This is a genomic window from Tetragenococcus halophilus subsp. halophilus DSM 20339 (assembly GCF_003841405.1).
Taxonomy (GTDB): domain Bacteria; phylum Bacillota; class Bacilli; order Lactobacillales; family Enterococcaceae; genus Tetragenococcus; species Tetragenococcus halophilus.
Genome location: NZ_PXYA01000002.1, coordinates 788,209 through 804,210, shown reverse-complemented (window position 1 = coordinate 804,210; position 16,002 = coordinate 788,209). Strand labels below are relative to the sequence as shown.

The 16,002-nt window shown below is 35.4% G+C and carries 11 protein-coding genes, 1 tRNA gene and 4 pseudogenes; 6 read left to right on the top strand and 10 right to left on the bottom strand.

All coding sequences use genetic code 11. The annotated features are described in order from the left end of the window. Positions 1-292 precede the first annotated feature (292 nt). A pseudogene (locus C7K42_RS09625) lies at positions 293-1,472 on the top strand (MFS transporter). Between the two features lie 164 nt (positions 1,473-1,636). Here C7K42_RS09625 and C7K42_RS09620 read toward each other — a convergent pair. From C7K42_RS09620 to C7K42_RS09605, 5 genes and pseudogenes are all read right to left on the bottom strand, one after another. Continuing rightward, positions 1,637-2,963 (bottom strand): annotated as a pseudogene (locus C7K42_RS09620) (C1 family peptidase). A 63-nt stretch (positions 2,964-3,026) separates the two neighbouring features. Then, entirely contained in the window at positions 3,027-3,407 is a 381-nt protein-coding gene (locus C7K42_RS13205; RefSeq protein WP_249038031.1) for a hypothetical protein, read from the bottom strand. 29 nt (positions 3,408-3,436) lie between these two features. After that, the gene (locus C7K42_RS13200) at positions 3,437-4,045 is read right to left on the bottom strand and encodes an acyltransferase family protein (RefSeq protein WP_249038030.1); all 609 of its coding nucleotides are present in this window, start codon (positions 4,043-4,045) and stop codon (positions 3,437-3,439) included. Positions 4,046-4,205: 160 nt separating this feature from the next. Then, positions 4,206-4,279, bottom strand: a tRNA-Asn gene (locus C7K42_RS09610). 222 nt (positions 4,280-4,501) lie between these two features. Next, complete coding sequence (locus C7K42_RS09605; protein WP_041591783.1) at positions 4,502-4,699, bottom strand: hypothetical protein; 198 nt, start codon at positions 4,697-4,699, stop codon at positions 4,502-4,504. 714 nt (positions 4,700-5,413) lie between these two features. Between C7K42_RS09605 and C7K42_RS09600 the strand changes: the two are divergent. The 3 genes and pseudogenes from C7K42_RS09600 (at position 5,414) to C7K42_RS09590 (ending at position 7,746) form a co-directional block, all read left to right on the top strand. Further along, positions 5,414-6,406, top strand: a pseudogene (locus C7K42_RS09600) (IS4 family transposase). A gap of 296 nt (positions 6,407-6,702) precedes the next feature. Then, positions 6,703-7,233, top strand: coding sequence for a GNAT family N-acetyltransferase (locus tag C7K42_RS09595; protein WP_014124330.1), 531 nt, complete (start codon positions 6,703-6,705; stop codon positions 7,231-7,233). 30 nt (positions 7,234-7,263) lie between these two features. Continuing rightward, entirely contained in the window at positions 7,264-7,746 is a 483-nt protein-coding gene (locus C7K42_RS09590) for a GNAT family N-acetyltransferase (RefSeq protein WP_014124329.1), read from the top strand. 72 nt (positions 7,747-7,818) lie between these two features. Here C7K42_RS09590 and C7K42_RS09585 read toward each other — a convergent pair whose 3' ends face one another. Further along, on the bottom strand, positions 7,819-9,000 hold the full coding sequence (locus C7K42_RS09585) for an SAM-dependent methyltransferase (RefSeq protein ID WP_014124328.1): 1,182 nt from the start codon (positions 8,998-9,000) through the stop codon (positions 7,819-7,821). 218 nt (positions 9,001-9,218) lie between these two features. On the opposite strand from C7K42_RS09585, the gene C7K42_RS09580 reads away from it, so the two are divergent. Next, entirely contained in the window at positions 9,219-10,577 is a 1,359-nt protein-coding gene (locus C7K42_RS09580) for an IS4 family transposase (RefSeq protein WP_124175371.1), read from the top strand. Here C7K42_RS09580 and C7K42_RS09575 read toward each other — a convergent pair. Next, a pseudogene (locus C7K42_RS09575) lies at positions 10,578-10,715 on the bottom strand (helix-turn-helix domain-containing protein); the annotation flags it as partial. Positions 10,716-11,072: 357 nt separating this feature from the next. After that, a complete protein-coding gene (locus tag C7K42_RS09570; RefSeq protein WP_069029288.1) occupies positions 11,073-12,179 on the bottom strand; it encodes an IS4 family transposase in 1,107 nt (368 codons plus the stop codon). Between the two features lie 154 nt (positions 12,180-12,333). Between C7K42_RS09570 and C7K42_RS09565 the strand changes: the two genes are divergently transcribed. Next, positions 12,334-13,365, top strand: coding sequence for a D-alanine--D-alanine ligase family protein (locus tag C7K42_RS09565; RefSeq protein WP_103099541.1), 1,032 nt, complete (start codon positions 12,334-12,336; stop codon positions 13,363-13,365). Positions 13,366-13,794: 429 nt separating this feature from the next. Here the strand turns inward: C7K42_RS09565 and C7K42_RS09560 are convergent, their stop codons facing one another. Both C7K42_RS09560 and C7K42_RS09555 read right to left on the bottom strand, forming a co-directional pair. Then, positions 13,795-14,622 carry an exodeoxyribonuclease III gene (locus tag C7K42_RS09560; protein ID WP_014125729.1) on the bottom strand — a complete coding sequence of 276 codons (828 nt, stop codon included), beginning with the start codon at positions 14,620-14,622 and terminating at the stop codon, positions 13,795-13,797. 89 nt (positions 14,623-14,711) lie between these two features. Beyond that, complete coding sequence (locus C7K42_RS09555; RefSeq protein WP_014125730.1) at positions 14,712-15,965, bottom strand: AI-2E family transporter; 1,254 nt, start codon at positions 15,963-15,965, stop codon at positions 14,712-14,714. Between the last annotated feature and the right edge of the window lie 37 nt (positions 15,966-16,002).

Sequence of the window (16,002 nt, the reverse complement as noted above, 5' to 3'; positions counted from 1 at the left end):
CAACAAATAAAAGTAAAACAATTACAGTGAGCAGATTTGTCATTTAACTTCCTCCTTTAATTTCTACGTATAATGACAAGTCCGTCAAGGGAAGTAAAGGTTCCTAGTGACCATTCTTCAACAGTACACTCTAATGAAAATGCGTGTGAAAGATTCATTAGTGACGGTTTCATTATAAACGGACACATATCGAATGTCTAATATTTGTTCTTGTATTTAGTAAGTTAGCAACTGTTAGCTATTGAAAAGTTGTGCTATAGTAGATAAGCATGCAGTAAAGGAGGCATTTTTTGTGGAAAAACAATCCAATGATTTAACAAAACAGTTCATTTTTTTACTGGCAGCAACTTGCGGTATTGTGGTTGCTAATATGTATTATGTCCAACCAATTGGCACACAAGTCGTTGAAAGTTTTCAGGTAAGTACCAGCTCGATTGGCAGTGTAACGATGCTAACACAAGTAGGCTACGCCCTAGGTTTACTATTCATTGTTCCTTTAGGAGATGTTTTAAATAAACGAAGGCTCATTATCTCAATGGCTGCCCTATCCTCCTTATCATTATTAGGCGCTTTTTTTGCGCCAAATTTTCAATTATTTATCCTGGCGGCCTTTATTATCGGATTACTTTCAGTAGTCCCACAAATTATTATTCCCTATGGCGCAGTATTAGCTGGACCCGAAAAACGGGGCCAAGTCATGGGAAAACTTTTGAGTGGGCTCTTGGTAGGAATTTTATTATCACGCACGTTTTCTGGTGTCGTAGCTAGTTTTTTGCCTTGGCGTTCTATTTACCTCATTGCACCACTATTGATTATCCTGTTGACCGTTTTACTTACATTTAAAATGCCAAAAGATCCAGTTAAAAATGCCACACTTTCTTATATGGATTCATTGAAAAGTATCCCTTTATTAATAAAAAAACAAAGAGTCCTTTGTGAAGCAGCTGTTTCCGGATTTTTTATGTTCGGAACTTTTTCAATCTTTTGGTCTACGCTAATTTTTTATATTAGTAGTCCTATTTACAATTGGGGAACTTTTGAAGCAGGAATACTTGCTATTTTTGGTTTAGCCGGAGCTGTAGCAGCACCACTTGTCGGAAAACTATCCGATCAATACGCACAACGAACGATCGTGTGGATGGGAATTATCATGCAGACAGTTAGCTTTATTATTCTACACTTTTTGCTGCGCATATTCTTCGTTAATTCTATCTATTATTTTATTAGATATCGGCAATCAATTTGGTCAAGTAGCTAACCAAACTCGAGTACAGAATTTAGGAGAACAAGTCAGCAATCGTAACAACACTGTGTTCATGTTTTCTTATTTTATAGGAGGCGCACTTGGTTCTTTCCTAGGAACAACAATGTGGGGACAAGCTGGTTGGGTTGGCGTCACTTTGACCGCTCTATCTTTTCAATTATTAGCGATGATTTTCCACTTTGTTGTTTTTAAAAAGCAAGATCAGTGAGCTTTATGGAGCAGATTCAACAGCGTTTTCTGCTTCCTTGAGTGATCAGAATAGGTTTAACATTAGTTTTTGCTTTCTTTGTGCTATTCATAAAGTTAAAAACCAAGCGTTTCTTTCAGCAACTGAAGAAACGCTTGGCTTTTAATTTTTATTCTAAATCAGTTTTACGCCAATGCGCCCATAGGATCCACGGTGCTAAAACAGTTGGCTCTTTTTCGTAAGCTTTTAATTGTTCAGCAGTCAATAGATCTTTTCTGACAACGATTTGATAAGTGTATTCGTCCATCCAAGCATCGCTTGCTACAAAGAAACCTTTATCGCCGACTTTATCGCCCCAGCTGTTTCAACTTTCCATTTCGTAGATTTGTCATCGACAATATCTACGCCGGTTAATACCATTGCATGGGTCATTAAACTTTCACCATAGTCTAAACGCTGTGCTTTTGTAGTCGTAAAGTCAACATCAAATAACTCGTTCATGTCATAAGTATCAAGTGACATGATACCGTTTTGTCTATTCGAAGATTGACCTACATCACAACCAAACCAAACAGATTCACCTTGTTCTAATTGTGCAATCGCTAATTTTTTAAAGGTATCCATATCAAGATTTAAATACTTCACTTGTTTGCCACCTACGACATTACCTAGCATTTCTACTGTGTAAGATTGATTATAAGGTTTGTCATCTGTCGGTGCGTTGATAATAGGAACATAGTTATTTAAATCTACTCCTACGTATTTATCATAAAAAGACTTCGGTGTTAAATCACGATCAATATGGTATTCCTTATTTTCATCACGATATTCAAAAGCAAAAGTAGTCGGCGGTGTGCCCAATGAGATAGCTAAAATATTATACACTTCTTGTAGCATATCCTCTCTGCTAGCTTGAATATCATTTGCAGAAGCACCATCAGCTACTAATTGACGTAAAGTTGCTGCATCTTTGCGAAGTTTTTTGTTCAAATAATTATTCAAGTCACGAGAGTTCGAAGAATTACTACTTTCAGGCATCGCTGCTTTAGGGACAACACCATACTTATTAAAAAGTGAAACCATCATATCCCACTGTCCACCATCTTGTTGAGGTGTTTCTAACAAAAAGGCTACCCTACGACTTGTTACTTCTTGGTCTGCTGTCGCTAAAATGTTTTCATAAAAATAATTGGACTTTTCATACTTATCCCAAAAATTCGTATAATTTTGGGATAATTCAAAGTCTTTTAAATCAAAATTATCTAAAATCTTATGACGAAAAGTATTAAGCGCTGCAAACATCCAGCAACGACCTGATTGTTTTTGATTAGATACATTTCCTGTTTTTAAATCAATTGAAAATACAGGTACATTATTGCTTTGAGCCACGATATTTTCCGCTGAATTGGTAATACCATTTTTAACTACAGCATTTTGTGCTACTTGTTGCTTATCATTTTCTTTAAATTCTGCAGCAAATTTTGCTGTTAATTCATTTGTTATTTCAGCCATTCTTTCATCTCCTTTTAAAACTTACTTATTTATTCTACTCTTTCCCTTTAGTAAAGACAACTACTATCCGTTGTAGGTTGGTTTAGTCTTGTTCTTATTTCCCAAAAAGTAACGTTCAATTTTATTATAAACTTTTCCTACAGGTTCACTTGCAAGTACAGTAGTCAGTAAAATACTGGCTAGGGCTAATACGATAAAACCAGGAAAACCTAAATGGATATTTTCTAAATCAAAAGCGCGCATTCCTCTGATAAAGAAACCATGTAAGAGATAAGCAATTAGTGTATATTTCCCTTCTTTAGTGTAACTAGTTTCTCTAGTCGGTACCAAAGAAAAGAAAGCCAACATGCCAATAATGGCTAACATAAAGGTAACAATACGCACTAAAAAGCCCCATTCTGGGAAATTTAAGAAATCATCATAAGGCTTTGAACCAAAGAACATATATTTATTTACTTCATTCAAGTAATTCACTAAAGCATAAATAATGACAAACCAACTGCAAATAGTTTTTTATATTTAAAGTTTTTAAACCAATCGAAAAAACCTTTGGGAAGATAATAACCAATAATAAAAAACGGCAAGAAAACAGCCGTACGCTGTAAAGTCAACTCACGACCAATAAATGGCGTATAGCCGACAAGTAAACTAATTAATATGCTGATTGTGATACCAGCCGTTGGACGTATTCTTCTGAAAAAATATAAAGAAATTTGCCAAAAAAAAGAACTGATCAAAAACCACAGTGACCAATTGGGAACGTCAAGTTGAAAAGTAAAGTGCTCCTCTGCTCCTGATAAACGATTAAAAAGCGAATATAACCATTGAAAGAATATATAAGGTACAATAAACTTTTGAAAATTCGTTGCAACAGGCGCTTTTTTTTGTGGATCAAACGATTTTGCAAAAAAACCTGAAATGAAAATAAAAGCCGGCATATGAAAAGCAAAAATCGTATAATATAAATCATGATTCCATTGTTCATTTTCAATAAACGGTTGCATCATATGCCCAAAAACCACTAAGATCATTAATAAAAATTTGGCATTGTCAAAATAAGGATCCCGTTTTTTCTCTGCCATATAACTCAATCACCAACTTCTCTACAAACTATTTGTTATTATACCTGAAGATTATTGCAATTCAGTTGCATTTTTATGAAAAAACATCAAAAATTTTAACGATAAATTAAATAAAACTAAAAAAACAGCGTCCAAAATCCTAGGCGCTGTTTGTTAAATACTCCGGCAGTAGGACTCGAACCTACGACATCATGATTAACAGTCATGCGCTACTACCAACTGAGCTATGCCGGAATGATAGAAGTCTAAACATCTTTAACAAAAACAAGAAACAGGAGTAAAACAGTTTCGAATTAAATTACCTCTTTCATTCTTCCTGTTTTACTTCTGATTATTTATTTAAAACAAAAAAACTAGATCTTACGAGAGAGAGTCTTAACTTTATTGTAGACATCTACGTAAATTTCACCATTATCTCCATCAGTTGAGCTTTCTTCAAGATTCCATCCAGCAAGATTAGCTATCGATTGTATCGTAAGAAACTTCCGTAATACCTGCCCCAGGCTCAATCCCTGTAATTGTATAATCCACTTCCTCACTATAATTAACATCACCTTGAGCCTCAGTAGCATTTTCTGTCTCTCCATTATCACAAGCAGCTAGTAAAAAAATAGGCGATAGCCCAAAAATCAATGATTTTTTTAATTTATTCACAAAACACAACACCTTTCCGATTGTTATTTGTTACTATTTTTTTAAACAAAATATTACATTTTTAGGACTTCTTTATCATCAGATCCATCGGGTTTAGCATCATAACCCTTGTGTTAGCGATAACAAAACTTTCAAAAACAATTGTCTTACTGAAGCCATTTTTAATTTTAGTGGATCCGAACTTTTTGCTTTCACCACCCCCATCAACTAAGTAACTAAAACTTGAAAGTTCAAAAATACAGTTCATCCCTTGATAAATAAACGTTTTTTTATACAAAAATAGCATGAACCACTCAAATCCTGGTATAATAGAATCAACGAAAAACCACTAACCAAGGAGTGTTCATGCCATGTCAATTATAACACAAACAACGCCAAACTCAGAAAAAATTTCTACCTCTGTGTCTGATTTTTTCATCAGTTCCATGTAGCTTCTGCTCTTAAAAAATCGAATGCCGTGCACAGGAAGGGTTTCTCCGTTTCTGTTATTTTTTCGTTCCTATTAGCTTCGATCTTTACCAACGGTTCTACCTATCGGTTTTACCAAAAGCAAAAGGAACAGCTATCATTTTCAGATAAAACATTTCGCAACGTTTTGAATGATCCGCACATTCATTGGCAAAATTACTGATCTTAGTGGCTAAATCCGTCATTACTTTCCTACGTCCATTGACGGATGATGCCCGAAAGACCACGTTTATCGTGGATGACTCCATGTATTCTCGCTTGAATGCGAAAAAAGTGGAATGTGCCGCTTTACAATACGACCATGCCAAGAAAAAATATTTCAAAGGATTTCGTTATTTACAATTAGGCTGGAGTGATGGCAATAGCTTTGTCCCTGTTGCTTTTTCGTTGCTCTCCGGAAAAGAAAGCTCCAATCTGATCTTGATATCGGGATCAACGCACGAATAGGGGAAACGTAAAGCTCAAGCGCTTCGTAAAGGTACGGAAGTGACACTGGAACTGCTTCGATCGGCTTTGAACCAAGGGATCCATGCGGATTATGTCTTATTCGATACTTGGTTTTCCAGTCCCAAAATGTTCCAACAGATCCGTGACCTGAAATGCCACTGCGTAGCGATGGTTAAACGTAGTCAAAAGATCTACTACCGTTATCAAGGCCAAAAGATGGATGTCAAAGAAATCTTCAAACGAAACAAGAAACGCCGCGGTCGTTCTCGCTATCTTTTGAGTGTCCAAGTAGAAGCTGTCGTAGAAGGGAAAATCCTTCCCATTAAGTTGGTATATATTCGCAATCGCAATAAACGAAACGACTATTTGGTCTTAGCTTCGACCGATATCGATCTGACCGAAGACGAGATCATTCAGCTCTATGCTAGACGCTGGTCGGTGGAAGTCTACTTCAAGATGTGCAAACAATACTTAAAATTAGCCAAGTACCAAGGGATTTCTTATGACGGGATCTTTGCGCATACGACACTGGTAGCTATCGGTTATATGATCCTAGCGGTGCAAGAACGTGAAAGTAAAGACGACCGAACGCTTGGCGAGTTATTTTATCTTCTCATTGATGAGCTTTCCGAGCTTTCTGTATCGGAAGCCATTCTGCAATTACTCGTTTTATTCCAAGAAGCTTTTGCGGATGAATATGTTTTGGATGAAGCCGTATTAAATAACATTATCGAACAGTTCCTTGAAAAACTACCTTCCTCTATACAAAAACAGCTCAAGCAAGCAGGTTGAAGTTAATTTTGTGCATAAGATGCTTAGTATACCAAGGGATACGTATCGAAAAGTAGGTTTCAAGTTTTAGTAAGTAATATAAATCTTTTATATTACTTAGTATAATTTCAAAAGTTTTGAAAGTTTCAAATTTGCAGTGCCACAATAATGCGCCATTTTCGCATTCACATACTATTCAACTTAACACAAAGACTAAATATAAGCAAAATACCGTTGTGTAGCTTTATTTTTTTACCGAAAATTAGTAGAATGAATAAGTAAAATGAACAAAAAGTTGTTAGATAAAGGAGTAAATAATGGTTACATTAAAAACAATTGAACACTCAGATTACCAAACGGTAGACAGTTTAATTCGCAAAGCATTTACAAATACTGAAGAAGGTTACGGAAATGAAGCAGAACTAGCCGCTAATTTACGAAAAGATGCCACTTACCAAAATTATCTCGAAATAGTTGCTTTAAAAGATAATACTATTGTCGGTCATGGACTTTTAAGTGAAGTAGATGTTTATGAAGATAGTAATCTTCTTAGCACAGGACTCTGCCTAGCGCCACTTGCTGTTCTACCAGAAATGCAAAAACAAGGAATCGGTGCTATGTTGTTAGAAGAACTAGAAATACGAGCTAAAAAAGAAAATTATCCTTTTATCAGTATCTTAGGTCATCCAGCATATTATTCAAAATTTGGTTATCAATTAGCCAGTCATTTTAATATACAAGCGCCTTTTCCTGTTCCTGATGATGCCTACTTTGTTAAAGAATTATATCCGGCCAGCTTAAAAAATGTACAAGGGACAATTTGTTATTTAGATGCATTTAACGAATAGTGTTTACGATAGATAGTGGAGGTGGCGAAAATGGCAATTAAAATCATATCTGCCTATGATTATCCCTATGAAATAAAAAAATTATTTAACGAATATACGAATATGTTAATCACGCAAGATAAACAAATAAATAACTATTTAGCAATGCAAAATTATAGTGATGAACTAGAAAATTTAGAAAAGAAATATGGTTTGCCTGATGGTCGCTTATACTTAGCTTACTATAACAGCAAACTAGCTGGTTGTATTGGTTTGAAAAAGTTGGACAACCACTATTGTGAAATAAAACGATTCTATGTTCGTCCCGCATTTAGAAGGAAACATATCGGCACACATTTAATGGATACAATTATTGAAGAAAGTCGCCAAATTGGTTATCAACATATATTGTTGGATACTTTGCCTCACTTAAAAGCAGCAATTGTTAATTATAAAAAGCATGGCTTTTATGAAATAGAAAGTTATAATGATAATCCAATAGGAAATTCTATTTATATGCAACTTGATTTATAGATAAAAAATTAGCCAGACAACATGCTGTCTGGCTAATTTTTTATTTGTTTAGATTTTAATACCACATCTATCTTACGAATTTTTGTACATATATTCTCTAGTCATTGGTAGACCGTAACCACTTGTGCCGTTGACCAATAGATATTGCATAACATCAATATTACCTGCTTCAAAAGAAGCTGCACAAGCTTGTAGATACAATGACCACATACGTGAGAACGGTTCGCCATATCGATCGACAACCGTATCAATATGTTCTAAATAATTTTGATACCAAATTTCAAGTGTTTTTTGATAATGACGTCTTAATGGTTCAAGATCTGTCAATTGTAAACCTGCGTTCATAATATTTGTCAAGTTTTCGGCAACATTTGGGATATATCCACCTGGAAAGATATATTTAGAAAGAAATGGATCACTACCTACGCCCTCATGCTGACCAGTAATACCATGAATCAACGCACGGCCATTAGGAACAAGTAGTTTTTGCACTTGTTCAAAGTACTTAGGTAAGTTTTCTTTGCCTACGTGTTCAAACATACCAATAGATGTTGCGTAGTCAAATTTTTCTTCAACTTCACGATAATCTTCTAAATAAACGTCCACTTGACCTTCTAGGCCTCTAGTTTTAATTTCTTCTTTAACTTGGTCATATTGTTCTTGACTTAAGGTAATCCCAGTAGCTTTAAGTCCAAATTCTTCAGCTGCCATAAAAAGTACAGAGCCCCAGCCACAACCAATATCTACTAAAGTTTTTCCGCGTTCCGGGTTTAATTTTGTTAAAACATGACGTACTTTATTTTTTTGCGCTTGTTCAAGCGTATCATTTTCATCTTTAAAGTAAGCACAAGAATAAGTCATCGTTTTATCTAACCACAGACGATAAAAATCATTACCGATATCATAATGACTTTGCACATCTTCTTTGGAATTTTTTTCTGAATGAGAAATTTTAGGTAAGAACTTCAAAAATCCACTGTTATCTGTTACAAAGCTGTTTACACTTCGATAAGCAGAAGCAACGAGTTCTTGTAGGTCACCCTTCACCTCAATATCACCGTTCATGTACGCTTCACCTAAAGTTAATGTAGGAAGTGAAGTTAGCTCTTTAATAGGGATCGCCTTTTTTAATTGGATCACAGTCTCAGGCGTGCCTTCGCCATAAACTTCGCTTGTTCCGTCCCAGTACTCTACCTTTACTGGAATATCAAAAGCATGACCTAAAAGCTTATCATACGTTTTCTTTTCTAACATTAAAAACACTCCACCTTTAAAATTTGTATTCTTGTTCTGCAAGTGTATACTTATATACTCAAGTTTCGCATACCCAAAATGATGATGTCCCTTTGATAGAACAACGCTGATAGTAAAATAATGGTTCGCTTGACTTTTGTTCAAAGGATACAAAAAGAACTCCTTTTGTTTTATAATGGATTTAACGACAAATCTAAAAACAAGGAGTTCTTGCTCTTATGATACACTTAAAAAACATCAAAAATCAATTACCAAATGAAATGAACGCAATTTTTTCTGAACTGAACGTCCTGAAATGTTTACGACAAACCTCTATTTGTAAGCAAAAAGGCTATTCTCCCGCCATTATTTTTACTTTTCTTTTCAGTTTAGTGTTTAAGGGCAAGACCTTGAACCAAGTCCTCAGCGGACGTGAAGCAGATCAATATATGAAGAAAGATACCGTTTACCGTTTGATGAACGATCCGCACAATAATTGGCGTAGCTTTCTGCTTCGTTTTAGTGCTTCTGTGATCGAAAAGATCCATCGATTAACAGATCCAAGTACCCATCTACGTACGCTTGTTTTGGATGACTCAACGTTCTATCGAAATCGAAGTCAGAAAGTGCCTGGTTTGGCGCGCCTTTGGGATCATGCTTTACAAAAAGGTTATAAAGGCTATCGCATGCTAACTTTAGGCTTTTCTGATGGGTACTCTTTTATTCCTATTGATTTTGGATTGCTTTCAGGCAAAAACCAAGTCAATCAAAAACAAGCGGAAAGTGATCAAAGAACGAGTGGGGCAAAACGCTTCAAAGAAGCCCAACGATCTATGCCTGATGTGGCCATTGAGATGGTGCAAAGAGCCCTTGATCAAGGCGTTTACGCCAGTCATGTGTTAATGGATAAATGGTTTACCTCTCCTAAAATGATCGATCGTTTGCATGATTTAGGCATCCATACCCTAGGTATGGCAAAAAATGGCAAGACCCAATATTTTTATCAAAGACGTTTATATAAATTAAGCGAACTCTACCAAAAGTCAATAAAGGAATACTGTCAAGAAGCCATCATTTCCTCTATTATTGTTCAGCCAAGCAGCGGGAAGACCCCCGTCAAAATCGTTTTTGTCAAAAATCGGAATAACCAAAGTGCTTGGTTAGCCCTTATGACAGATGACCTGACTTTGTCATCCCAAGAAATCGTGAAGACGTACTCGGTTCGCTGGGACATAGAAACGTTCTTTAAAGTTTCCAAATCTCTCCTTCATTTGTCACAAGAAACCCAAACGCGCAATTATCAAGCCTTGATTTGTCATACCACCATTGTGTTCACGCGCTACATCTTATTAAGTTGGCAACAACGCTGTGCCAATGACGAGCGGACCTTAGGCGGCTTATTTTATGAACTTGCTGACCAAATAAAAGAACTTGACTGGTCGGTGGCTTTATTAGAACTAATGGACATTTTGCAAGCAGTCAGTGAAAAAGCGAGTCATAAACTACAAGACTTCATTGAAAGTCAACTGCAGCTCTGGATCGATACGCTGCCCAATTATATCAAGGCTTATCTACCGAATTTGGTGTGCGAAACTTGAGTGATAAGAAACAGTAGCAGCTGTCATATCAAAATGACGGGAGATCTCTCCAGCCGATAAACGCCCATCTTTTAACATTTGTAGAATTTCTCTTCTCACAGGATCCGAAAGCGCCTTAAAACTAGCTTCAAAACTCATTTGTTTAGCTCCAATCAACTATTTAGAAAAATATCTAATTAGATTCTTTTCTAAAGAGTAACTTTAATTTATCGCTTTGTCAATCTATTCCCTTAAAAAATAAATAGAAGTTCATAAAAAATCCGAGTACGTTTGAATCTGTTAAAGACCCAAAAAGCGTTTGCTCTGATTGATTAAAAAGTATAAAATACAGTTTATATCACTAGTGGTGCATTAATATAATCAGAATATTCAGATTTTAACTTTTTCTAAAAAATGACAAAAAAATCAAATGCTTACGCAAGGGATGACTTTTCCAGAAAAAATTTTTTCATTATTTATCTGAATACTGTTGCAACGACGACAAATGCTATTTCGTCACGTAGGAACGAGTAATACCCACAATTCTTCAAAAGGTTGAAAAAGCAGATGTTTTAATAGGCGCTTGATTTGGAACGGGGATTTCTTACTTCCTGTCTCTACTTTGAGTAAATACGTCAATAGACTGGCAATCATGGCGAGAATGATTTGATTGCTTACCCCTTTTTCACTGTATGAAAATAGCTTTTTAATCGTCATATGTTGCTTGATATGCTTAAAAAATAGTTCAATTTGCCATCTCGCTTTGTACATGTCGGCCACTTCTTGGGCGGTCACATCAAAACGGTTGGTGACAAAGCGTAATTGTTTTCCTTTTTCATCCTGAATCGTGACCAAGCGAAACGGGGAAGTGAAATAAACCTGAGTGCCTAACACTACCATTTGGTCACGCAAAATGTTTTTACTCTGAGAAGGTTCATAAGTTTCTAGGACATGAACTTTGGCGTTTTTCTTCACTCTTGTGACGAAAAAGTAGCCGTCAGCTTCCATCTCGTCCAGTCGCTCGTAATCAATATAGCCACGATCAAAGATATAGGTCGCTTCCGGTTGATTGACAAAAACTTCTAAGTGATTGTCATCATGTTCTACCGCATTCGTGACTTCAAACTGATCCGGATACAAGTGTTCTTTATCCATAAAACAGAGTTTTAAGTGCAGTTTGATCCCCGCTTTGGTTGAGCGAAAGTCCGCCCAAGGGTACCGAGTGGTATTTAACGGAAAGGTGGAAGAATCCACGAGATAGAGTGCGTTTCGTTTGGTCACCGGTATTTTTGACCGTACTTTCTCCAGTAATTGGGCGAAGATCGCCCACAAAATTTCGTCATCCATCTGGGCGAGCTCACGGGAAAGCTGCGAATGACTAATCGAATCTAACGCCATGGTCTGTTGTAGATCAGGCGAAACAAACGCTGTATCTATTTCACGTAAACTTTCGCACTCATTGTCGATGCCATAGAGAAACACTTTCAAAAAGTGTTCAAAATCAAACTTTTTATGATACTTGTCGGCTTGCGAAATTTTCTCACGAATAGAAAAAGGTAAATTTTTGAAATTTATGTTCGAAAGCCATTTATTAAAAGCTGAAATTGTTTTATACTTATCCATGTTGTTGTCCTTTGTATTGGTCTTGGATAAGTCATCCAAGCTCAGTATAAAGGATTTTTTTATGGATGGAAATAGTGTGAAACATAATGAGTGAATTTAAAATGTTTCATGCACCACTAGTGAGTTTATATAAGCTCGAGAGGAGATAGAAAAGATGGATATCGTGGTACTTGCAGGCGGTTTGAGTTATGAAAGAGACGTGTCTTTATCTTCAGGTGGAAAAATAGCAACAGCTTTAGAAGAAAAAGGTCATAGCGTTTTACTGTTAGATATTTATTTAGGCATGGATGCAAATAATTTCGAAGAATCCTTACAAAAGCAAACAAAAAATAATAAAAACAGAGACTATTCTATTGGTAAAAAAGAACCAGCTTTAGAAAATTTAACTAAGTTCAGTCAACAACAAAACGACTTAGTTGGAAATAATGTCATTTCTATTTGTAAAAGTGCTGATTTTTGCTTTTTAGCATTACATGGCGGTATTGGCGAAAATGGAAAACTACAAGCCCTTTTTGATATTTATAATATTAAGTATTCAGGCAGTGATTATAAGAGTAGTTTATTAGCGATGGATAAAGAAGTTTCAAAAAAATTGATGGTATCAAATCATATATTAACGCCTAATTGGGAAATGATCGATTCATTCTATCAAAGAAAAATTTCTGCTCCTTGCGTAGTAAAGCCGATTGATAATGGTTCAAGTATTGGCGTAGAAATGTTAGAAGAAGATACTCATTTAGATGAAGCAGTAAAAGCAGCTGAAAAGTTTCAAAGTAAAATAATGATTGAAGAAAAAATTACTGGAAGAGAGTTTTCTGTAGGTATTTTAGGTGACTCTGTTTTACCTGTCATTGAAATCATCCCTAAACACGGTTTTTATAACTATGAAAATAAGTATCAAGAAGGTGCAACTACCGAGATTACTCCTGCAGAAATTTCTGAGGAATTAACAAAAAAATTGAGCGATCTAGCCCTTTTAACCCATAATACTTTAGGATTGTCCGTTTATTCTAGAATCGATTTTATGGTAACTTCTGAATTTAAGATCTATTGCATTGAAGCCAACAGTTTACCTGGAATGACACCTACTAGTTTACTTCCACAAGAAGCTGCAGCTCATGGTATTCATTTTTCTGATTTATGTGAGAAAATCGTCCAATTTTCCTTAGATAAATACAATGTATAACTTCTAAAAAAGATAAATAAAACTAGCACTCGATTTCTTGTTAAGTGCTAGTTTTGCTACTTTTTTATAATTTACAATTCAATTGTGCTTTCTAAGGAATGAAAACAAAGGCAATTATTGAAGAAAATAACAATTTAAAATATTTTCATTATAGAAAATATAAAATTAAACATTACTATCGCTTTAATAATTGGTTTAGCATTGCAGAGTTTATTTATTCTCATTAATGTAAAAAAACACAAAAGAAGGGAAATACGCTATACTTCCCTTTACTCTGCCAAAAAAGAAGGTTAGCTCCTTATACTTCCCTTCTTTTTACACAGAAAGAAGGCTTGTTTCTTGTACTTCCCTCCTTTTTATTAAAAATGAAGGGAAGTTTCGGTTACTTCCTTACTTTTTAGCTATATTCTCAAATCTTTCTTATAATTCTTACACATCAACTTCCAAGAAAATAGGTGTATGATCTTGCCGTTTTCCTGAATCGATCATTTCAGAAGTGATTACTTGATTTTTTAAACGGTCACTAACTAAAAAGTAATCAATTCTCCAACCAGAATTATTAATCTTACTTGTTTTTACACGTTGCCCCCACCATGAATAGTGCCCTTCAATATCACCGTGAACATAACGAAATGTATCCGCAAAGCCATTATTTAATAATGTTGTAAAATTAGTGCGTTCTTCATCTGTAAATCCGGCGGAAAAATGGTTCCGATCGGGATGGGCCAAATCAATTTCTGTGTGAGCCACATTGTAATCACCAGAAGCAATCACCGGTTTTTGTTCATCCAAAGCGACTAGATATTCTCTATATTTTTCATCCCAAGCTTCTCGTTTTTCTAAGCGATCTAAATTACCGCCAGCATTTGGCGTATAAACTTGGGTCACAAAACAGTTTGGAAATTCCAATGTGATAATGCGACCCTCTTGATCCATGGTATCGGGAGCTCCGATTTCTGGAAAAGTAATCGTTGGTTCAAGCATATTTTTATATAAAAACATCGTGCCAGCATAAGACTTACGGGCAGGTTCTTCTGAGCTTCGCCAAGCGATCTCATAATCTGGCAGTCTTTCAGCTAAAATATCTATATGTTTTTGAGTGGGTCCATTAGCAGATAATTTAGTTTCTTGAATGGCGATCACATCTGCATCATACTCAGCGATTGTGTCTAAAACATCTCTTGATAATTGAGCACGATTTGAATCACTTGTTAAAGCAGCGTTTAAAGAATCAATATTCCACGAAATTAATTTCACGATTTTTCTCTCCTGTATATAAAATTTTAAAAAAACTTTATTTACATATCATACTAACACGGGACATCAATTGATTACACTTTGAATCATTATTTATGCTTTTTTTTAGGCTCACTTTTTCGTTCTTCGACTAGTTCTTCCACTAATTTATCTCTAGCCTCATATATATTATCATCGCCAAAATCTGTGATCTCAGACGTATCAATATGGTATCTTCCAGCTACATCGCCGTAATATTTGTTATAACGCAATTTGAATTTTTGGAAAATATAATTGACGATCACACGTAAAATGGCGTAAATAGGAACCCCGAAAACCAGTCCGAATAAGCCCAATAAATCTCCCATAATGAGTAAAATGATAATAATAGTTAATGGATGGATATTTAACTGTCTTCCCATAATATTCGGTTCGACAAAATTGCCTTCCACAAATTGAACCACAATCCATACCACAATTAGTAAAAACACTTCAGTCCATGAAGTAAGTAACGCAATAATAAACGCCGGGATAAATGTTAATGTTGGGCCAATGTAAGGCACAAGAGATAAAATTCCTCCGGCAAGGCCTAGGATACCACTATATTCTAGTCCTATAATTGTAAATCCAATAAATATCATTACACCATTTGCCACCGCAATAACTAGTTGCCCTTTGATATATGACCCTACTTTAACATTGATCTCAGTTGCTACGCGGATCAAATCTGCACGCCATTTAGGAGGCGTTACAGCTAGCACCCCGTTTGTAAATTTTTCAGCATCTTTTAATAAGAAAAACAAAATAATAGGGGCAATCACAATAGTCATCACCACACTCGTAATACTTGTAACTACGGAGGAAAACCGGGTAAGCCCTTCTGATACATAATTTCCTATATCTGCACTAAAACTATCGACAAACCCTTCAACTTGAGAAATTACATTATCTGCGATCTCGTTGCCAGAAAAATCATCGACGAAAGTTTTGACAAAATCAATGAAATTATCTATAAAAAGAGGAAATGTTTCGGTTAGTGTTGAAATTTGATTCTCTAATAAGGGAATAACAAGAACAATGCCACCTGCCAACAATAAAAGTACACTTGCATATAAGATAACAATTCCCCAAACTCTTTTGATCTTATGCCGTTCCATAAAATCGATTGCCGGGTTAAATAAATAATAAAGTAACAAGGCAATAATAACCGGCATAAGAATATTAGAAATGATAACGGCTAATGTTCCGAAAATAAAATCCAGTTTGGTCATTGTAATAATAAAAATACATAATAATAAACCGACAGTAACGGTATATAAAACATTACTCCCGCCGAGAAACTTAATCCAGCGTGTATTTTTCATTCTTTGCACTCCTTTTAATTGAAAACGATCGTCTTTT

Bases quoted from the DNA above. Each gene is read 5' to 3' on its own strand.
- C7K42_RS09590 (WP_014124329.1), top strand. From the start codon at position 7,264: ATGGCAATTAAAATCATATCTGCCTATGATTATCCCTATGAAATAAAA.
- C7K42_RS09585 (WP_014124328.1), bottom strand. From the start codon at position 9,000: ATGTTAGAAAAGAAAACGTATGATAAGCTTTTAGGTCATGCTTTTGAT.
- C7K42_RS09570 (WP_069029288.1), bottom strand. From the start codon at position 12,179: ATGGATAAGTATAAAACAATTTCAGCTTTTAATAAATGGCTTTCGAAC.
- C7K42_RS13200 (WP_249038030.1), bottom strand. From the start codon at position 4,045: ATGGCAGAGAAAAAACGGGATCCTTATTTTGACAATGCCAAATTTTTA.
- C7K42_RS13205 (WP_249038031.1), bottom strand. From the start codon at position 3,407: ATGTTCTTTGGTTCAAAGCCTTATGATGATTTCTTAAATTTCCCAGAA.
- C7K42_RS09595 (WP_014124330.1), top strand. From the start codon at position 6,703: ATGGTTACATTAAAAACAATTGAACACTCAGATTACCAAACGGTAGAC.
- C7K42_RS09555 (WP_014125730.1), bottom strand. From the start codon at position 15,965: ATGAAAAATACACGCTGGATTAAGTTTCTCGGCGGGAGTAATGTTTTA.
- C7K42_RS09580 (WP_124175371.1), top strand. From the start codon at position 9,219: ATGATACACTTAAAAAACATCAAAAATCAATTACCAAATGAAATGAAC.
- C7K42_RS09565 (WP_103099541.1), top strand. From the start codon at position 12,334: ATGGATATCGTGGTACTTGCAGGCGGTTTGAGTTATGAAAGAGACGTG.